17 protein-coding genes, 1 pseudogene and 2 riboswitches are annotated in these 13,251 nt (G+C 63.5%); of the genes and pseudogenes, 7 read left to right on the plus strand and 11 right to left on the minus strand.

Annotated elements, in window-relative coordinates; genetic code table 11:
* Window positions 1-577: pseudogene (locus VFF99_RS12365) on the minus strand (methyltransferase); the annotation flags it as partial.
* Window positions 578-650: 73 nt separating this feature from the next.
* A complete protein-coding gene (locus VFF99_RS12370) occupies window positions 651-1,121 on the minus strand; it encodes a helix-turn-helix domain-containing protein (protein ID WP_325018297.1) in 471 nt (156 codons plus the stop codon).
* Window positions 1,122-1,285: 164 nt separating this feature from the next.
* Between VFF99_RS12370 and VFF99_RS12375 the strand changes: the two genes are divergently transcribed.
* From VFF99_RS12375 to VFF99_RS12390, 4 genes are all read left to right on the plus strand, one after another.
* On the plus strand, window positions 1,286-1,753 hold the full coding sequence (locus tag VFF99_RS12375; protein WP_325018299.1) for a DUF4148 domain-containing protein: 468 nt from the start codon (window positions 1,286-1,288) through the stop codon (window positions 1,751-1,753).
* 187 nt (window positions 1,754-1,940) lie between these two features.
* Window positions 1,941-2,117: a LiaI-LiaF-like domain-containing protein gene (locus tag VFF99_RS12380; RefSeq protein WP_325018301.1), complete on the plus strand. Its 177-nt coding sequence runs from the start codon at window positions 1,941-1,943 to the stop codon at window positions 2,115-2,117.
* Between the two features lie 5 nt (window positions 2,118-2,122).
* Entirely contained in the window at window positions 2,123-2,485 is a 363-nt protein-coding gene (locus VFF99_RS12385; RefSeq protein ID WP_325018303.1) for a hypothetical protein, read from the plus strand.
* Window positions 2,486-2,578: 93 nt separating this feature from the next.
* The gene (locus tag VFF99_RS12390; protein WP_325018305.1) at window positions 2,579-3,022 is read left to right on the plus strand and encodes a hypothetical protein; all 444 of its coding nucleotides are present in this window, start codon (window positions 2,579-2,581) and stop codon (window positions 3,020-3,022) included.
* Here the strand turns inward: VFF99_RS12390 and VFF99_RS12395 are convergent.
* Complete coding sequence (locus VFF99_RS12395; RefSeq protein WP_325018306.1) at window positions 3,019-3,318, minus strand: hypothetical protein; 300 nt, start codon at window positions 3,316-3,318, stop codon at window positions 3,019-3,021. The two genes, VFF99_RS12390 and VFF99_RS12395, sit on opposite strands and share 4 nt — an antisense overlap.
* A 54-nt stretch (window positions 3,319-3,372) precedes the next feature.
* Window positions 3,373-3,462, minus strand: a riboswitch (cyclic di-GMP riboswitch).
* Between the two features lie 170 nt (window positions 3,463-3,632).
* Between VFF99_RS12395 and VFF99_RS12400 the strand changes: the two genes are divergently transcribed.
* Window positions 3,633-4,442 carry a thioesterase family protein gene (locus VFF99_RS12400; protein WP_325018308.1) on the plus strand — a complete coding sequence of 270 codons (810 nt, stop codon included), beginning with the start codon at window positions 3,633-3,635 and terminating at the stop codon, window positions 4,440-4,442.
* A gap of 7 nt (window positions 4,443-4,449) precedes the next feature.
* On the opposite strand, the gene VFF99_RS12405 is transcribed toward VFF99_RS12400, so the two are convergent.
* Window positions 4,450-4,752, minus strand: a complete 303-nt coding sequence (locus VFF99_RS12405; protein ID WP_325018310.1) for a hypothetical protein — start codon at window positions 4,750-4,752, stop codon at window positions 4,450-4,452.
* Between the two features lie 52 nt (window positions 4,753-4,804).
* A riboswitch (cyclic di-GMP riboswitch) is annotated at window positions 4,805-4,890 on the minus strand.
* Window positions 4,891-5,150: 260 nt separating this feature from the next.
* On the opposite strand from VFF99_RS12405, the gene VFF99_RS12410 reads away from it, so the two are divergent.
* On the plus strand, window positions 5,151-5,357 hold the full coding sequence (locus VFF99_RS12410; RefSeq protein ID WP_325018312.1) for a hypothetical protein: 207 nt from the start codon (window positions 5,151-5,153) through the stop codon (window positions 5,355-5,357).
* A gap of 6 nt (window positions 5,358-5,363) precedes the next feature.
* On the opposite strand, the gene VFF99_RS12415 is transcribed toward VFF99_RS12410, so the two are convergent.
* From VFF99_RS12415 to VFF99_RS12445, 7 genes are all read right to left on the minus strand, one after another.
* Window positions 5,364-6,008: an MBL fold metallo-hydrolase gene (locus VFF99_RS12415; protein WP_325018314.1), complete on the minus strand. Its 645-nt coding sequence runs from the start codon at window positions 6,006-6,008 to the stop codon at window positions 5,364-5,366.
* A 42-nt stretch (window positions 6,009-6,050) separates the two neighbouring features.
* Window positions 6,051-7,175 carry a YbdK family carboxylate-amine ligase gene (locus VFF99_RS12420; RefSeq protein ID WP_325018316.1) on the minus strand — a complete coding sequence of 375 codons (1,125 nt, stop codon included), beginning with the start codon at window positions 7,173-7,175 and terminating at the stop codon, window positions 6,051-6,053.
* Window positions 7,175-8,359, minus strand: coding sequence for a cation:proton antiporter (locus tag VFF99_RS12425; RefSeq protein WP_325018318.1), 1,185 nt, complete (start codon window positions 8,357-8,359; stop codon window positions 7,175-7,177). Before VFF99_RS12425 ends, VFF99_RS12420 begins: the two co-directional genes overlap by 1 nt.
* Window positions 8,360-8,581: 222 nt before the next feature.
* Complete coding sequence (locus tag VFF99_RS12430) at window positions 8,582-9,931, minus strand: ATP-binding protein (protein WP_325018319.1); 1,350 nt, start codon at window positions 9,929-9,931, stop codon at window positions 8,582-8,584.
* The gene (locus tag VFF99_RS12435) at window positions 9,931-10,590 is read right to left on the minus strand and encodes a response regulator transcription factor (RefSeq protein ID WP_325018321.1); all 660 of its coding nucleotides are present in this window, start codon (window positions 10,588-10,590) and stop codon (window positions 9,931-9,933) included. Before VFF99_RS12435 ends, VFF99_RS12430 begins: the two co-directional genes overlap by 1 nt.
* A gap of 189 nt (window positions 10,591-10,779) precedes the next feature.
* Window positions 10,780-10,950, minus strand: coding sequence for a hypothetical protein (locus VFF99_RS12440; protein ID WP_325018323.1), 171 nt, complete (start codon window positions 10,948-10,950; stop codon window positions 10,780-10,782).
* A 242-nt stretch (window positions 10,951-11,192) separates the two neighbouring features.
* Entirely contained in the window at window positions 11,193-11,945 is a 753-nt protein-coding gene (locus VFF99_RS12445) for a metallophosphoesterase family protein (RefSeq protein WP_325018325.1), read from the minus strand.
* A 114-nt stretch (window positions 11,946-12,059) separates the two neighbouring features.
* On the opposite strand from VFF99_RS12445, the gene VFF99_RS12450 reads away from it, so the two are divergent.
* Window positions 12,060-12,884, plus strand: a complete 825-nt coding sequence (locus VFF99_RS12450) for a nucleotidyltransferase (protein ID WP_325018326.1) — start codon at window positions 12,060-12,062, stop codon at window positions 12,882-12,884.
* The last annotated feature ends 367 nt before the right edge of the window (window positions 12,885-13,251 follow it).

Raw genomic sequence — 13,251 nt, forward strand, 5'->3', positions numbered from 1 at the left:
CCGCGGCAACGAGGTCGACATACTCGCCGCGCACCGGCGAGAAGACACCGTACCAGGGATGGATGCGGGCGCCGAGCGCCGGTATCTCGACACCCTTCTTGCGCCATTCGTGCGCGCCGATCAGAGCCTGGAGCTCGCGCAGAGAAGCCACATACGCTTCGCCGGCATCTCCGTAGGCCTCCTCGCAGGCCTGCCGCACGTCCGGCGCGCGGCGCAATGGCACGACATGGCCCGCATCGAAGGGAATCAGGATCATGCCGAGGATGCGGGCGCGCTGCGCCTGCGCCTTGCGGTGCAGGTGGAAGGCGTCGGCCGCACTCGCCGGTGCGTCCTTGCCGGTCTTGGCCTTGCGATCGGTGCGGCGGGCAAGTGCCTGCAGCAGCTGGCGCGCGTTGTGGTAATCGCCGCGCCATAACAGCCCCGTGCCTTCGCAGGCGAGGCGGTAGGCGGTGTCCGCATTCATGCGGTCATCGGCGACGGCGACGCGTTTGGGGGGAGGAAGACCGGCTTCGGAGCGCCAGCGCGCGGTGCGCTCCTGGCCTGCCTCGTTCCAGTGGATGACCGGATATGCACTCATGTCGGAATGTGGGGAAGCGCGGAGGGAATGCCGCGCCTCGCTGGCGGAAACGCGCATTCTATCCGAGTAGACGTCATGCGGCGCGCGCCGCACCCTCCTCGCTTTCGACGAGTTCGATGTTCCGGGGCGTCAGGGCCCCGCCGCACTCCGAACACTGCTGGCCCGGCCGCGACAGCTTGCCGCATTCGGTATGCAGCAGCATCGCCGGCGCGACATTCTCGCAGGGCAGCCACTGGTCGCCCCAGCGCATCAGTTCCATCACCACCGGAAACAAGGCCACGCCCGAGGGCGAAAGTTCGTACTTGTAGCGCACCGGCCGCTCCTGGTACGGGCTCTTGACGACCAGCCCGCCCTCCACCAGCCGCCCGAGACGGTTGGTCAGGATATTGGTGGCCGCACCGGTCTGTTTCTGCAGCTCATCGAAACGATGGGCGCCGCGAAACAGCGCCCGCAGGACGAGCAACACCCATTCATCGCCGATCAGGCGCACCGACCTCACGATCGGGCAAGTCAGCGGAGCACACGGTTTTTCAGGCTTTTCCATAATTTTCGATTCTACTCACTTGCAAAATAAAAGTCACTGGTTTATGATGCATCCGTAGCTTGCAATTTGCAAGTGACTGCCGGTCCCGGGCAGCAACTTGCGAACAGGCAGCTTTTGAGGCCGCGGCACCGGATTGCCGCCTTTTACTTCCTTGGAGAATTCAAATGAACGTCAAACTGTCCAGCATCGCCCTTGCCCTGATCGCCACCTCCGCCAGCGCCTTCGCCGCGGATGTCTCGGGAGTTTCCCGTGCCGAAGTACGCGCCGAACTTGAACAGGCGTACGCCCGCGGCGAACTGAACCGCCAGAGCGAGTTCGTGGAACATGCGAGCAACAACCGCGCCACATCCGGCGCTCCCTCCCGCGCCGAGGTCCGCGCGGAACTTGATCGCTCCTACGCACAGGGCCGTTCCGCAACGCAAAGCAGCGAGTTCGTCGAGCATACCGGTATCGCCGGCGGCAAGACCCGCGCCGAAGTACGCGCCGAAGTGGAACAGGCCTATGCCCAGGGGCAGATCGGCAACCAGGAAGCTTTCGTCGAGCATACCCGCCTGGCGACCGGCAAGTCGCGTGATGAAGTGCGTGCGGAAACCCTGCGTGCCGCGCGCGCCGGCAACGTCTCCGGCAGCTGATACCGCAGCGTCTGTCTCTCCCGTCCTGCCCATGATGGGTTTGCCCGCGCCCCGCGCGGGCTTTTTTCATTGCGCTCCATTCCGGGAAACCCGCCGTTCGCTCCGCCGGCCGCGCGTTTCGTCGCATCGACGTGGCGTCGCACCGGCCGCGCCGTTATCGTGATCCCATCTTTCAAGGAGACGTGACATGAAAAGCACGATGCAACGCAAGGGCCTGTTCTTTCCCCTCATCCTCGTCCTCGCAGGCCTGGTCTTATTGCTGGAACGGAACGGACTGGTCGAGCGCCAGATGATCTTCCAGCTGCTGCCGCTGCTGCCGATAGCGATCGGCGCTTCACTCCTGGTGTCCCGTCTGCGCAGGTAAGCGCCATGGAAACGGAGGTCGTGCTGTTCCTGCGCAGGCGAGTCGGCGAGACTGCCCTGCAGGCGGCGCTCGCCGAAGCATTCGCCCCGAACATGGACGACGCGCTCATCGTCCACTTCCCGCAGGGATTTGCCACCGGAATCAGCGTTATTTGCGATGAAGGGTTTGCTGTTGGCCGCGCGGAGGCATTGTCGGACCGGCTGGAGAGCGCCGTCCTTCTGGAAGACCCGCGCACTTCGCAATGGCTGCTGTTCACGCCGGGCGCGGCGGCCCCCGAAGCGGTGCAGGTCATCGAATTGCGCCACGGCCTGGACGTCGCCGCTCCGGCACGCATGCAGGCTGCGGCAGCGAGCGCGCTATGCGCGTAAATCCCTCCCTATCCCATATTCGCGGGATGGCGCGCTGCAGGCGGGGGCCGTTACCATCTTGGCCTTTACCTCGATTGCAACGATCGCCGGCCGATGGCACACCTTCCGACACTTCGACTCGCCGCGGCGCTTGCCGCAACCGCTGCGCTGCAGGCAGCTGCCGCGACAACAGGGTCGAACAAGGAAACCGACGAGCGCGCGGCCCTGCATGCAATCGTGCAGTACGTCGCGGTGCGCACCTACCTCCCCGAGCAGCTATGCCGTACAGCCTCGCCCGGCGTACGGGCGGAAGTGGATGAGATCGTCGAACGCTTCCGTGCGCGCTTTCCGGAACTGGTGCGCCTGGCCGAAGCATCGCCGCTGTTTGCCGAGGCCAACCAGCCGAACGTGCGCACCGTCAGCGAATACGCCGGCCGCTCCCCGCAGGAACACGACGACGCCTGCCTCCAGCTCGGCCAGGAGATCGCGGTCGACCTGCGCGGCGACCAGGCCTATTTCGACAAGTGGACACGCGCCTTGCGGCGCCAGGCTAACTAGGGCTTCTGGCCGAAATACCGCCCGCCGACTTCCTGGTGGCGCCGCTCGGCGATCGCCCACAGTTTCGCGCCGCGGGTATTGCGGTCGTCATAGGCGCGCTTGCGCGCGACCACCACCTCCTCCTCTTCCAGCGCGTTCACGATGTCCGCTTTCAGCGCTTCGCGGAACGCGCCCGAGGACAGGCATTTCGGGTCCTTGCCGACGACGATGGTCATCGAATTGCCCGTGCGCGTGAAACCGCAGTCGGCAAAGGCGACAGCGGGAAGCAACAGGACGGCAATCAGGAGTGGTCGCATCGGCATCCCCAAAAGAGCAAGGCATGCCAAAGCATGAAGCTTGACTTCGCTTCAGAAGGCGGCCCCGCTACCATGAGGGACAAGGTCCCTTTTAGGCCGGAAGCTTTGCGTCCCGGCCTTTCGACCGGTTTGCCCTGCGTGGATTTGATCAGGTCAGTATAGCAAGTAATTCCAATTTTTGTATCCGTACGGCAATTTTTTGCGCCAAGGCTGATTTTGCTCAATACCGGCACTGTAAGCGGCGGCATCCGGAAATTTTGGTTACCATTGAAAAGCACGACTGTTCGCATTTTCATTTCAACAAGCAGGTACCCATGACTCTCCACCCATTCGACCAGGCGATCGCACTCAGTACGGAAGGCGAAGACCTTCGCCGCGGCCACACGTCCGCGCATTACTGGAATGCGATTTCCCCGTTCGGCGGCACCACCGTCGCCACCCTGCTCCAGGCCATCCTGACCGATCCGCGACGTCTCGGCGATCCGCTGGCACTGACCGTCAACTTTGCCGGGCCACTGCAGAAGGGCGATTTCATGCTGCGCGTGCATCCGGTGCGCACCGGCCGCTCGACGCAGCACTGGCAGATCGAAATCCGCCAGGGCGACGACCAGGAACCGGCGGTCACGGGCAGCGCCGTCTTCGCGGTGCGGCGCGACGCATGGTCGGATACCGAATCGAGGATGCCGCAAGCTGACGCACCCGAACGCCTCGACCGCTATGCCTCGCCGGCGAACGTCCCTTTTCTCTCGATGTACGACGTGCGGTATGCGGACTGCAATCCGCTCGCGGGCGGCAAGGACAGCGCGACACAGTGCTGGATCAGCGACGTGCCGCCGCGTCCGCTCGACTTCCCGTCCATCGCCGCGCAATGCGACACCTTCATCCCGCGCCTGTTCGTGCGCAAGGGCGGACCGACGGCGATCTCGACGGTGACGCTGACGATCAACTTCCATGTGGACAGCGCCGGGCTGCAGCGCGTCGAAGGCCACCACACGTTCGCACAGGCGAAAGCCAATGCCTTCAACGGCGGGTACTACGATCAGGAGGGGAAGCTGTGGTCGCGCAACGGCCAGCTGCTCGCCACGACGCACCAGATGGTGTGGTATCGCGACCAGGCGCTGTAGAGGTGACTCAGCGCTTGGGCGCCTGTCCGTAATACAGCTCGGCTTGTTGTATGGGTATGGGCATGCCGGGCGGGCGCGGTGATGCGCGCCGCTCGGCCGTCTTCACGGGCGCGCGCTCATCCATCGTCTTGACCGCCGCCACGAGGTTGGCGCGGAAGGCTTCACGGAACTGTTCGGACTGGAAGCAGCGGTTGTTGGACTGCTTGCTGACGACGATCGTCATTTCCTTGCTGTCGCCGATGAATCCGCATTCGGCTATTGCGATGGCGGGCAGGAAAAGAAGAACGGCGAAGACCTGTTTCAACAACATTTACGAACGTGTTTGCAGACAGGGCACGCCGCTACATGCGAGGCTCCGCATTGGAGGCGGCTCCGCTACCTTGAGAGTTTCTCTTTTAGGCCGGAAGCTTTGCGTCCCGGCCTTTCGGCCGGTTTGCCCTGGGGGTTTGGTGGGGCAAGTATAGCAACGGATGAAGATGCTTGCCGGGGGTGCTGACGTCTCTTCGGTAGGGCGATCCGGTTTGCTCTGCGTGGATGCCTGCCGGGACTGGCCCCGGCAAGTAACAACGGAGTACCGACCGTAACCGGGTCACCGAAGAGAAACAACATGCCTGTACAATAAGCACCACCTTGTTTGGCAACAAAAAAACCATGCGGCAAAAACCAGCATGGCCCGCGCAGTGACATCGACATAACAGGAGGTGCGCAGTGCAGCATTACTACGTCAACAAACAGGCCCAGCCGAATGGCGACCATGAAGTCCACGTCCCGCGCTGCACCTACCTGCCCGAAGGCGACAACGGCCTATACCTGGGCTCTTTCAGCAAATGCACCGATGCCGTCGAAGCCGCGAAGTCGCACTTCAACAAGGTGAACGGCTGCAAGGTGTGCTGCAGCGCCTGCCACACCGGCTGAACGCTCTTAACCGAACCGCATGTCGGCAACGAAGGGATTGCTTTTCCTTTCGTCGCCGAAGGTCGATGCCGGCCCGTGGCCCGGCACGAAGGTGACGTCGTCGCCCAGCGGCCAGAGCTTGTTGCGGATGGAGTCGATCAGGGTGTCGTAATCGCCGCGCGGGAAGTCAGTGCGGCCGATCGATCCCTGGAACAGCACGTCGCCTACCAGCGCCAGGCGCACGCCGCGATGGAAGAACACGACATGCCCCGGCGTGTGCCCGGGACAATGCAACACTTCCAGCGTCTGCGCACCAAAGCGCACGCTGTCGCCGTCGGCCAGCCAGCGGTCCGGCTCGAACGCATCGGCGTGCGGAAAGCCGACGCGGCGGCATGACTCCGGCAGTTGGTCGATCCAGAACTTGTCCCCGACGTGCGGGCCTTCGATGGGCACGCCGAATTCCTTGCGGACGAGGTCGGCCGCGGCGCAGTGGTCCATGTGGCCGTGCGTGAGGAAGACCTTTTCGAGCGTCACGCCGAGCTGCTGCAGCGCGCCCTTCAGGCGCGGCAGCTCGCCGCCCGGGTCGACCAGCGCGGCGCGCTGCGTCTCTTCACAGACCAGGATGCTGCAGTTTTGCTGATACGGAGTGACGGGGACGATGGCGCATTTCATGGCAGGGAGATCGGAATCTGGAAGCCGGCAAGTATGCCACGATCACGCGCATCCCTCGCGGAAGCGCCGGATTGCCGCATCGACCATCCCTTCCGGACTGCCCGTGCCCTGCCGCTCGCGGCGCAGGAAGCTGGCGTCGTTGCCTTCCTGCGCAGCCCGCCGGACATGCTCGATCGCCGCCTGCGCGCCGAGCGTTTCGGCATAGGGTTCGATCAGGCGCAGCGTGGCAAGCACGTCGTCGCGGATAGTGACCGGCTCATGCCGCTTGGGATGCACCATGGCGCCGTCGAGGCCGAAGCGGCAGGCCTGGAAGCGGTTGTAGTTGTACACCAGGTAATCGTCCTCGGCGGGGGCCGGCTCGATGCCTTCCATCAGGTAGCAGCACAGTGCCTGCAGGTAGCAGGCGAGCGCGGCGGCACGGTCCACCGTCAACGGCGTGTCGCACACGCGCAGTTCGATGGTGCCGTATTCGGGCTTGGGCCGGATGTCCCAGTAGAAGTCCTTCATGCTTTTGACGATGCCGGTGTCTTCCATCCGTTCGAAGTAATCGCGGGCGAAATCTTCCCAGCGCAGCAGGAAAGGCGCGCGGCCGGAGAGGGGGAATGCGAACACCGAATTGAGCCGCGCCGAGTTGAACAGCGTGTCGCTGCCCTGGAAATAGGGCGAGGATGCCGACAGTGCAATGAAATGCGGAATGTAGCGGTTCAGCGAATGCAGCAGCGTCAGTGCGTCGTCGCCGGAGGCGCAGCCGACATGGATGTGCTGGCCGAATACCGTGAACTGCTTGGCGAGGTAGCCGTAAAGTCCCGAGACTTGCTTGAAGCGCGGCTTGGAGAAAATCTTGCGCTCGGACCAGCGCTGGAAGGGATGCGTGCCGCCGCCGCAGACGCCGACGTTGAGCATGTCGCCCGCCTGCACCAGGCTGTCGCGGATGCGATGCAGCTGCGACAGCAGCTCGCCATGGTTCGTATGCACGTCGGTCGAGACCTCGATCATGCTTTCCGTGATTTCCGGCACGACGTTGCCCGGGAAGCGCTTGCGTTCGAGCAGGTGCAGCATGTCCGGGCTGGCTTCGACGAGGTCGAAGTCGCTCAGGCTGACCAGCTGCAGCTCGAGTTCGACGCCGAGCGTCAGGGGGCGCGACGATTTGAAGGTTTCCAGGGGCATCACTCCTCCTTTTCTGCACTCTCGCCGGCCAGCTTCACCGCCCATTGCGTCAGCAGCGGGCCGGCGATGGCCAGGAACAACGTCGCCGCGGCAAGCGGTGCGAGCTGGTCCATCAGGTCGATGCCCATCTCGCGTGTGCGCACCAGCATGGCAAGTACCAGCACCGACATCGGCGAGAGCGCGACGGCGGTCAGCAAGCCCTTGCGCCAGGTCGTGCCGCTCACCCGCGCAAACATCACTACGGCGGCGGTTTTCGCGACCAGGCGCGCGCCGAGGATGGCGAGCGCAATGCCGATGCCGGAGGCGATGCGCGGCCAGGCCAGCGTGGCGCCGATGAACACGAACAGCAGCACGGTCAGCAGGTCGCCCAGGGCGCCGAAATTGCGCTGCGCCTGCCCCAGCGTCACGCGGCGGTGGCGGGCGACGAAGCCGAAGGCCAGCGCGGCCAAGACGGGCGACATGTTGAGCGCCTGCGCGATGGAACATAGAAAGATCACCGCGACCGCGAAGGCGATGGTGGCGTCGCGGCCGAGCGTCCCGAGCCGGCGCAGCAGTCCGGGCACGGCAAAGCCGAACGCCACGCCCAGGCCGCCCGATACGGCCAGCAGAACGATGCTGTTCGATACCGCCCCAAGCAGGCTGCCCGAATGCTGGAAGGTCCACAGGCCGACAATGATGTTGAAGACAAATGCAGCGATGATGGAGTTCAGCGCCGACAGGTGCAGGGCCCGCTCGGTCACCTGTCCTGAGCTGCGCTGCTCGTTGACCACACGCAGGATTTCGGCAGGCGAGCTGGCAATGGCGAGCGCTGCCAGCAGCATGGCCGGCAGCGCCGCCATGCCAAAGAGCTCAGCCGCCGCGAACACCGCGGCAAAGGTGGCCGCCGACTCGACCAGGCCGCTGGCGGCGATCCAGGGATTGGCGCGCAGCCAGCGCAGGTTGATGCGGTAGCCGAACTCGAACAGGATGAGCCCGAAGGCGATGTTGGCGATCAGCATGGCCGCGCTTTCGCCGGGCAGCGGCAACAGGCCGGCCTGCGAATGCGACAGCACGAATCCGGTCAGCGCATACACGGTGATGCGCGGCAGACCCGCGATACGGTGGACCAGCTCGCCCAAGACCCAGGCCAGGGCAATTGAAAACGGCCAGACGAGCTCGGCGATATCCGTCAGGAATTCCGGCATGCATACTCCTGTGGTGGAAAAATCAAGCGGACAACAACGAAGGTGATAGCCGGCGTTGCAAAAAAAACGGCCCGTATGGTTTGCCAGACGGGCCGAATAGGGAAATCAGATTGACTCTGTCTCGGCTACGACGCTACGAAGACTCTGAATCCGTTCCGCTCGCGGCTGAGAGCTGTTATCTTGCACCAGAACACTTAGGGGAAACTTAAGACGGCAAGATTGTCAGGCTGTCATCGCTTCCGGTTCCGCCGGCGCCGGCACCGCTGGCAAGGGGAAGCAGACGGTCACAGCCAGGCCGCCGAGTTCCGCCTGGCCGAGTTCGACGGACGCCTCGTGCCGTTCGGCAATCGCCTTCACGATCGCCAGTCCGAGACCGCTGCCGCTCGCGCTGGTCCCCGGGACGCGGTAGAAGCGGTCGAAGATGCGGGCACGGTTTTCCTCGGGCACGCCGGAACCCGAATCCTGGACCGTCAGGCGCAGCGCCGGCCCCTCAGCCACGAGGTCGATGCGCACACGGCCATGTTCGGGGGAATAACGCACCGCGTTGTCCAGCAGGTTGCGCACCAGGATGCGCACGCCTTCGGCATCGCCCATGATCTCGGCATGCATCCAGGCGCCGTATTCGAGCTGGATGTGGCGCGCCAGTGCGATCGGCGCGACGTCGCCGGCGGCCTGTTCGATGCAGGCCGGCAGCGAGATCGGGCTCATTTCCGCCGCCTCGGACAAGGGATCCTGACGGGCCAGCGCGAGCAGCTGCTCGACCAGGCGCGAGGCGCGGTCGACACCGCCCTGCAGGCGTGTCACGGCCTGCGCGCGCGCCGTTTCATCCTTGGCACGGGCCAGCGTCTGCACCTGGAGCTTGAGCGCGGTCAGCGGCGAGCGCAGCTCATGCGCGGCGTCGGCGACGAAACGCTGCTGTGCATGCAAGGCCAGCGCCATGCGCGCGAGCAGGGAATTGAGTTCGGCCACCAGCAGCGACACTTCCTTGGGCACGCCCTTGGCATCCACCGGATCGAGCGAGTCGGCATTGCGCGTGGCAAGGTCGCGGCCGATGCGGTTGAGCGGCGCCAGCGCGGCGCTCACCACCCACCATGCGGCGGCGAACAACAGCAGCGATACCGGGATCGACGGCCACAGCGAATGCATGGCGAGCGAGATCGCACGGTCGCGGCGGGTATCCATCTTTTGCGCAACCTGGATCACGCGCGTGCCGTTCTGCACGTTGTAGACGCGCCAGTCGCCGTTGTCGAGGCGGACATTGGAATAGCCGAGCTCCGCGCGCTCAGGCAGGTTGCGGTAGCGGCGCGACTGGTACACGCGCACGCCGTCGTCGGTCCAGATCTGGATCACGAAATCGAAGCCGGCCATGTCGCCGCCGCCGGAAGACTTGTACCAGGAAGGCTGCTGGTAGGCGCTGTCCTGGAGCGCCAGCGCGATCTGTTCCATGTGGTAATCGAACAGGTCGTTCGCTTCCTGCATGGCGGCGCGGAAGGAGGCGGCGAACTGCACCGCGGTGGCGACCACGATGGCCGCGCCGAGGAGGATCAGCAGTCGTATGCGGAGCGAACGCATCAGGTTTTCTCGACCATGTAGCCAAGGCCGCGCACATTGACGATGAACTGTGTGCCGAGCTTCTTGCGCAGGCCGTGGATGTAGACCTCGACCGCATTGCTTTCGACATCCCCGGTCCAGCCGTACAGGCGCTCTTCGAGCTGCGCGCGGGAGAGGATGGCGCCGGGTCGCGTGACGAGCGCTTCGAGCACCGCCCATTCGCGCGAGGACAGCATCACCTGTTTCTCGCCGGCCAGCACCTGGCGCGTTTCGATGTTGACCATCACGCCGCTGCGCCGATATACCGGCTCGGTGCCGCCCTTGGAGCGACGGATGAGCGCATGCAGTCGGGCAATCAGTTCTTCCAGGTCGAAGGGCTTGATGAGGTAGTCATCGGCACCGCTGTTCAATCCCTGCACGCGCTCGGCGACGGTGTCGCGCGCGGTGATGACCATCACCGGCAGGCGCTTGCCGCGCGCGCGCAAGTTACGCAGCACGTCGATGCCGTCCACCCGCGGCAGGCCGAGATCGAGCAGCATCGCCTCATACTCCTGCGCGGCGAGTGCCTTCTCCGCATCGCGGCCGTCCTTCACCCAGTCGATGGACATACCCTCGCCTTCCAGCGCGATCTGGATGTTTTCGCCGATCATGATGTCGTCTTCTACGAGCAATACCTTCATGGTGTGATGCGGGGCAAGGGCGGGAGTGGGAACCCTCGATTGTAGGCGCGCGGGCGGGGCGGGAGCAATCCTTGCAGAAATAGCCATGGAGCAGGGCACAAAAAAAGCCCGCATCTTTCGATGCGGGCCCCTTCCTCGTGTCGTTGTCGCTTCTCTTGCGAGAAGGACATTCTCAGCACATGCAGCTGATCAGCGTCCGCCGAACCGGCCGTAGCGGTCGCGCCTTTCGCGCTCGGCGCGCTGGCGCTCGGCCATGCGGCTCTGGAATACGCGGATCATGGCATCGCCGTTGCGCGGCTTGTCGCCGGCCACAACGGACTGGACGGACTGTCGTGCGGTCGAAATGGACTTCTCTAACATGGTTCGAATCCTCCCGGTTGAAGGCAGCCACGCCACCGGCGGCGGCGTGATTGCAATTAACGCGAAGAATGTTCCCATATAAAACTTAGGCCAATCTTAAGATGGCCCGCGATGTTCAGACCGGTTGCCAAGGCGCAATGAACCCGAGAGAAATCAGCGCAACTCTTGCGTTTTATCAACATGTCTCAGGAAAATTAACACCTTTCGACGTGGGACAGCCGACGCACAAGCATCGGTCAACTTTACATGGGAGCCGGTTCGGATTTTGGAATTTCTATAATCCGGAACGGCGGACGATCGGTGTAGGTTCGCTGCAGCAAAGGCTTGGCGACGTTATAGACGGGGATATTGTTGGCCGTCCTTCCCTCCGGGCAGCCGCGGTGCGCGTGTCCGTGCAGCACGGCATTGACGGGATAGCGAAGCAGCGGATCTTCCAGCCTGCTTGATCCGAGGAAGGGAAAGATTTCCACCGGTTCTCCCTGCACGGTAGCCGCGACCGGCGAATAGTGCAGCAACGCCAGCTTCTGCGTCGTGCGCAGCTTGGCCAGCGCGGCCTCGAGCTTGAGCGCTTCCTGGATCGCCTCGTTGACGAAGCTCTTGATCGCGATCTCGCCCCAGGGGCCGAGCGACCCTCTGCCGAACCCGCCGCAAAAGCCCTTGGCGCCCGCGATGCCGACGCCGTGGATCTCGCAGGGCTCGCCGTCGAGCACGCGTACGCCGGCATCGCCGAGGATGCGCCGCACCTGATCCTGCTGGCCCGATTCGTAGTCATGGTTGCCGAGCACGGCGACAATCGGAATGCGTGCCACGGACAAGTCATCGGCGAGTACCTTCGCTTCTTCCGGCAGCCCGTAGTCGGTCAGGTCGCCGCACAGCAGCAGCGCATCGGCCGATTCCGCCGCCTGCGAAAAAAAGTTGCGCAGGCTGCCTGCGGATTCCTTCTTGCAATGGATATCGCCCACTGCCGCAAATCGAATAGTTTCCTGTGAGACCACGTGCGCTCCTTTCAGGCAGATTGTTTTCCTTCAGTGTTCACACCGATAAAGACCGTAACTGCGTGGCATAAGTTTTGCTGATTCTTGCTGACATCATCGCAACGGGATACCACCATGGAAGCCGCCGTCTCGATCCTGCGCACTCCGGAGAATCCAGAGCCGGAAGTCAGGGCGTTCTACCGCCGGGTCCTCGATATCCTCATCGAATCCGGCGTGCCCTTCCTTGTCGGCGGGGCATATGCCTTCAACCGCTATACCGGCATCAACCGGCACACGCGCGACCTCGACATCTTCATCCGCCGCAACGATTTCGAACCGATCAGCGCGGCGTTGCACGAGCGCGGGCACGATACGGAACTCACTTTTCCGCACTGGCTGGGCAAGGTCCGTTTCGACGACGTGTACATCGACCTGATCTTCAGTTCCGGCAATGGCATCGCGGAAGTGGACGACCTCTGGTTCGAGTACGCGGTCGATGCCAGCGTGCACGGCGTGGACGTGAAGATCTGCCCGGCGGAGGAAATGATCTGGTCCAAGGCCTTCATCATGGAACGCGAGCGTTTCGACGGCGCCGACATCATCCACCTCCTGCACGCCTGCGGCGACCGCCTCGACTGGCCGCGGCTCATGCGGCGCTTCGGCCCGCACTGGCGGGTACTGATGAGCCACCTGGTGCTGTTCGGCTTCGCGTATCCGTCCGCCCGCCATCTCGTGCCTGCCGCCGTGATGGACGAAATGATCGAGCGGCTGCGCCAGGAAACGCACTCGGCCTCCCCCGAGAACGACATCTGCCTCGGGACGCTGCTGTCGCGGGAACAGTACCTCAAGGACATCGAGCAGGAGGGGCTGCAGGATGCGCGACTGCCGCCGTTGGGCAACATGTCGCCGGAGGATACCGAGATCTGGACGCAGGCGATCCAGGAGCATCAGAAGCATTAGGATGAATCGAGGGGAGCGATGAGCTGGTGGGTTTCGCTGTGCTCTACCCGCCCTTTCGGTTCTTTATGTGATTTGGTGGGTTTCGCTTCGCTCTACCCACCCTACGATTCTTTATAAAGGACGGTAGGGTGGGTAGAGCACAGCGAAACCTACCAAATCATAAAGAACCGTAGGGTGGGTAGAGCGCAGCGAAACCCACCAAATCATAAAGAACGGTAGGGTGGGTAGAGCGCAGTGTTTAGCCGGGACACATGGGTAACACCTGTCGGGAGACATAGGTAACACATGTGATCACGATTTTAGGCGATGTTCCGCAGGTCGACCTGCCTGAGGTGTTTATGACAGAAGTAGACATCGAACACACCGT

Source organism: Noviherbaspirillum sp. (genome assembly GCF_035654295.1).
Taxonomy (GTDB): Bacteria; Pseudomonadota; Gammaproteobacteria; order Burkholderiales; family Burkholderiaceae_D; genus Noviherbaspirillum.

Coding starts and splice junctions, on each gene's coding strand:
- VFF99_RS12370 (WP_325018297.1), bottom strand. CDS start 1,121: ATGGAAAAGCCTGAAAAACCGTGTGCTCCGCTGACTTGCCCGATCGTG.
- VFF99_RS12375 (WP_325018299.1), top strand. CDS start 1,286: ATGAACGTCAAACTGTCCAGCATCGCCCTTGCCCTGATCGCCACCTCC.
- VFF99_RS12380 (WP_325018301.1), top strand. CDS start 1,941: ATGAAAAGCACGATGCAACGCAAGGGCCTGTTCTTTCCCCTCATCCTC.
- VFF99_RS12385 (WP_325018303.1), top strand. CDS start 2,123: ATGGAAACGGAGGTCGTGCTGTTCCTGCGCAGGCGAGTCGGCGAGACT.
- VFF99_RS12390 (WP_325018305.1), top strand. CDS start 2,579: ATGGCACACCTTCCGACACTTCGACTCGCCGCGGCGCTTGCCGCAACC.
- VFF99_RS12395 (WP_325018306.1), bottom strand. CDS start 3,318: ATGCGACCACTCCTGATTGCCGTCCTGTTGCTTCCCGCTGTCGCCTTT.
- VFF99_RS12400 (WP_325018308.1), top strand. CDS start 3,633: ATGACTCTCCACCCATTCGACCAGGCGATCGCACTCAGTACGGAAGGC.
- VFF99_RS12405 (WP_325018310.1), bottom strand. CDS start 4,752: ATGTTGTTGAAACAGGTCTTCGCCGTTCTTCTTTTCCTGCCCGCCATC.
- VFF99_RS12415 (WP_325018314.1), bottom strand. CDS start 6,008: ATGAAATGCGCCATCGTCCCCGTCACTCCGTATCAGCAAAACTGCAGC.
- VFF99_RS12420 (WP_325018316.1), bottom strand. CDS start 7,175: ATGCCCCTGGAAACCTTCAAATCGTCGCGCCCCCTGACGCTCGGCGTC.
- VFF99_RS12425 (WP_325018318.1), bottom strand. CDS start 8,359: ATGCCGGAATTCCTGACGGATATCGCCGAGCTCGTCTGGCCGTTTTCA.
- VFF99_RS12430 (WP_325018319.1), bottom strand. CDS start 9,931: ATGCGTTCGCTCCGCATACGACTGCTGATCCTCCTCGGCGCGGCCATC.
- VFF99_RS12435 (WP_325018321.1), bottom strand. CDS start 10,590: ATGAAGGTATTGCTCGTAGAAGACGACATCATGATCGGCGAAAACATC.
- VFF99_RS12440 (WP_325018323.1), bottom strand. CDS start 10,950: ATGTTAGAGAAGTCCATTTCGACCGCACGACAGTCCGTCCAGTCCGTT.
- VFF99_RS12450 (WP_325018326.1), top strand. CDS start 12,060: ATGGAAGCCGCCGTCTCGATCCTGCGCACTCCGGAGAATCCAGAGCCG.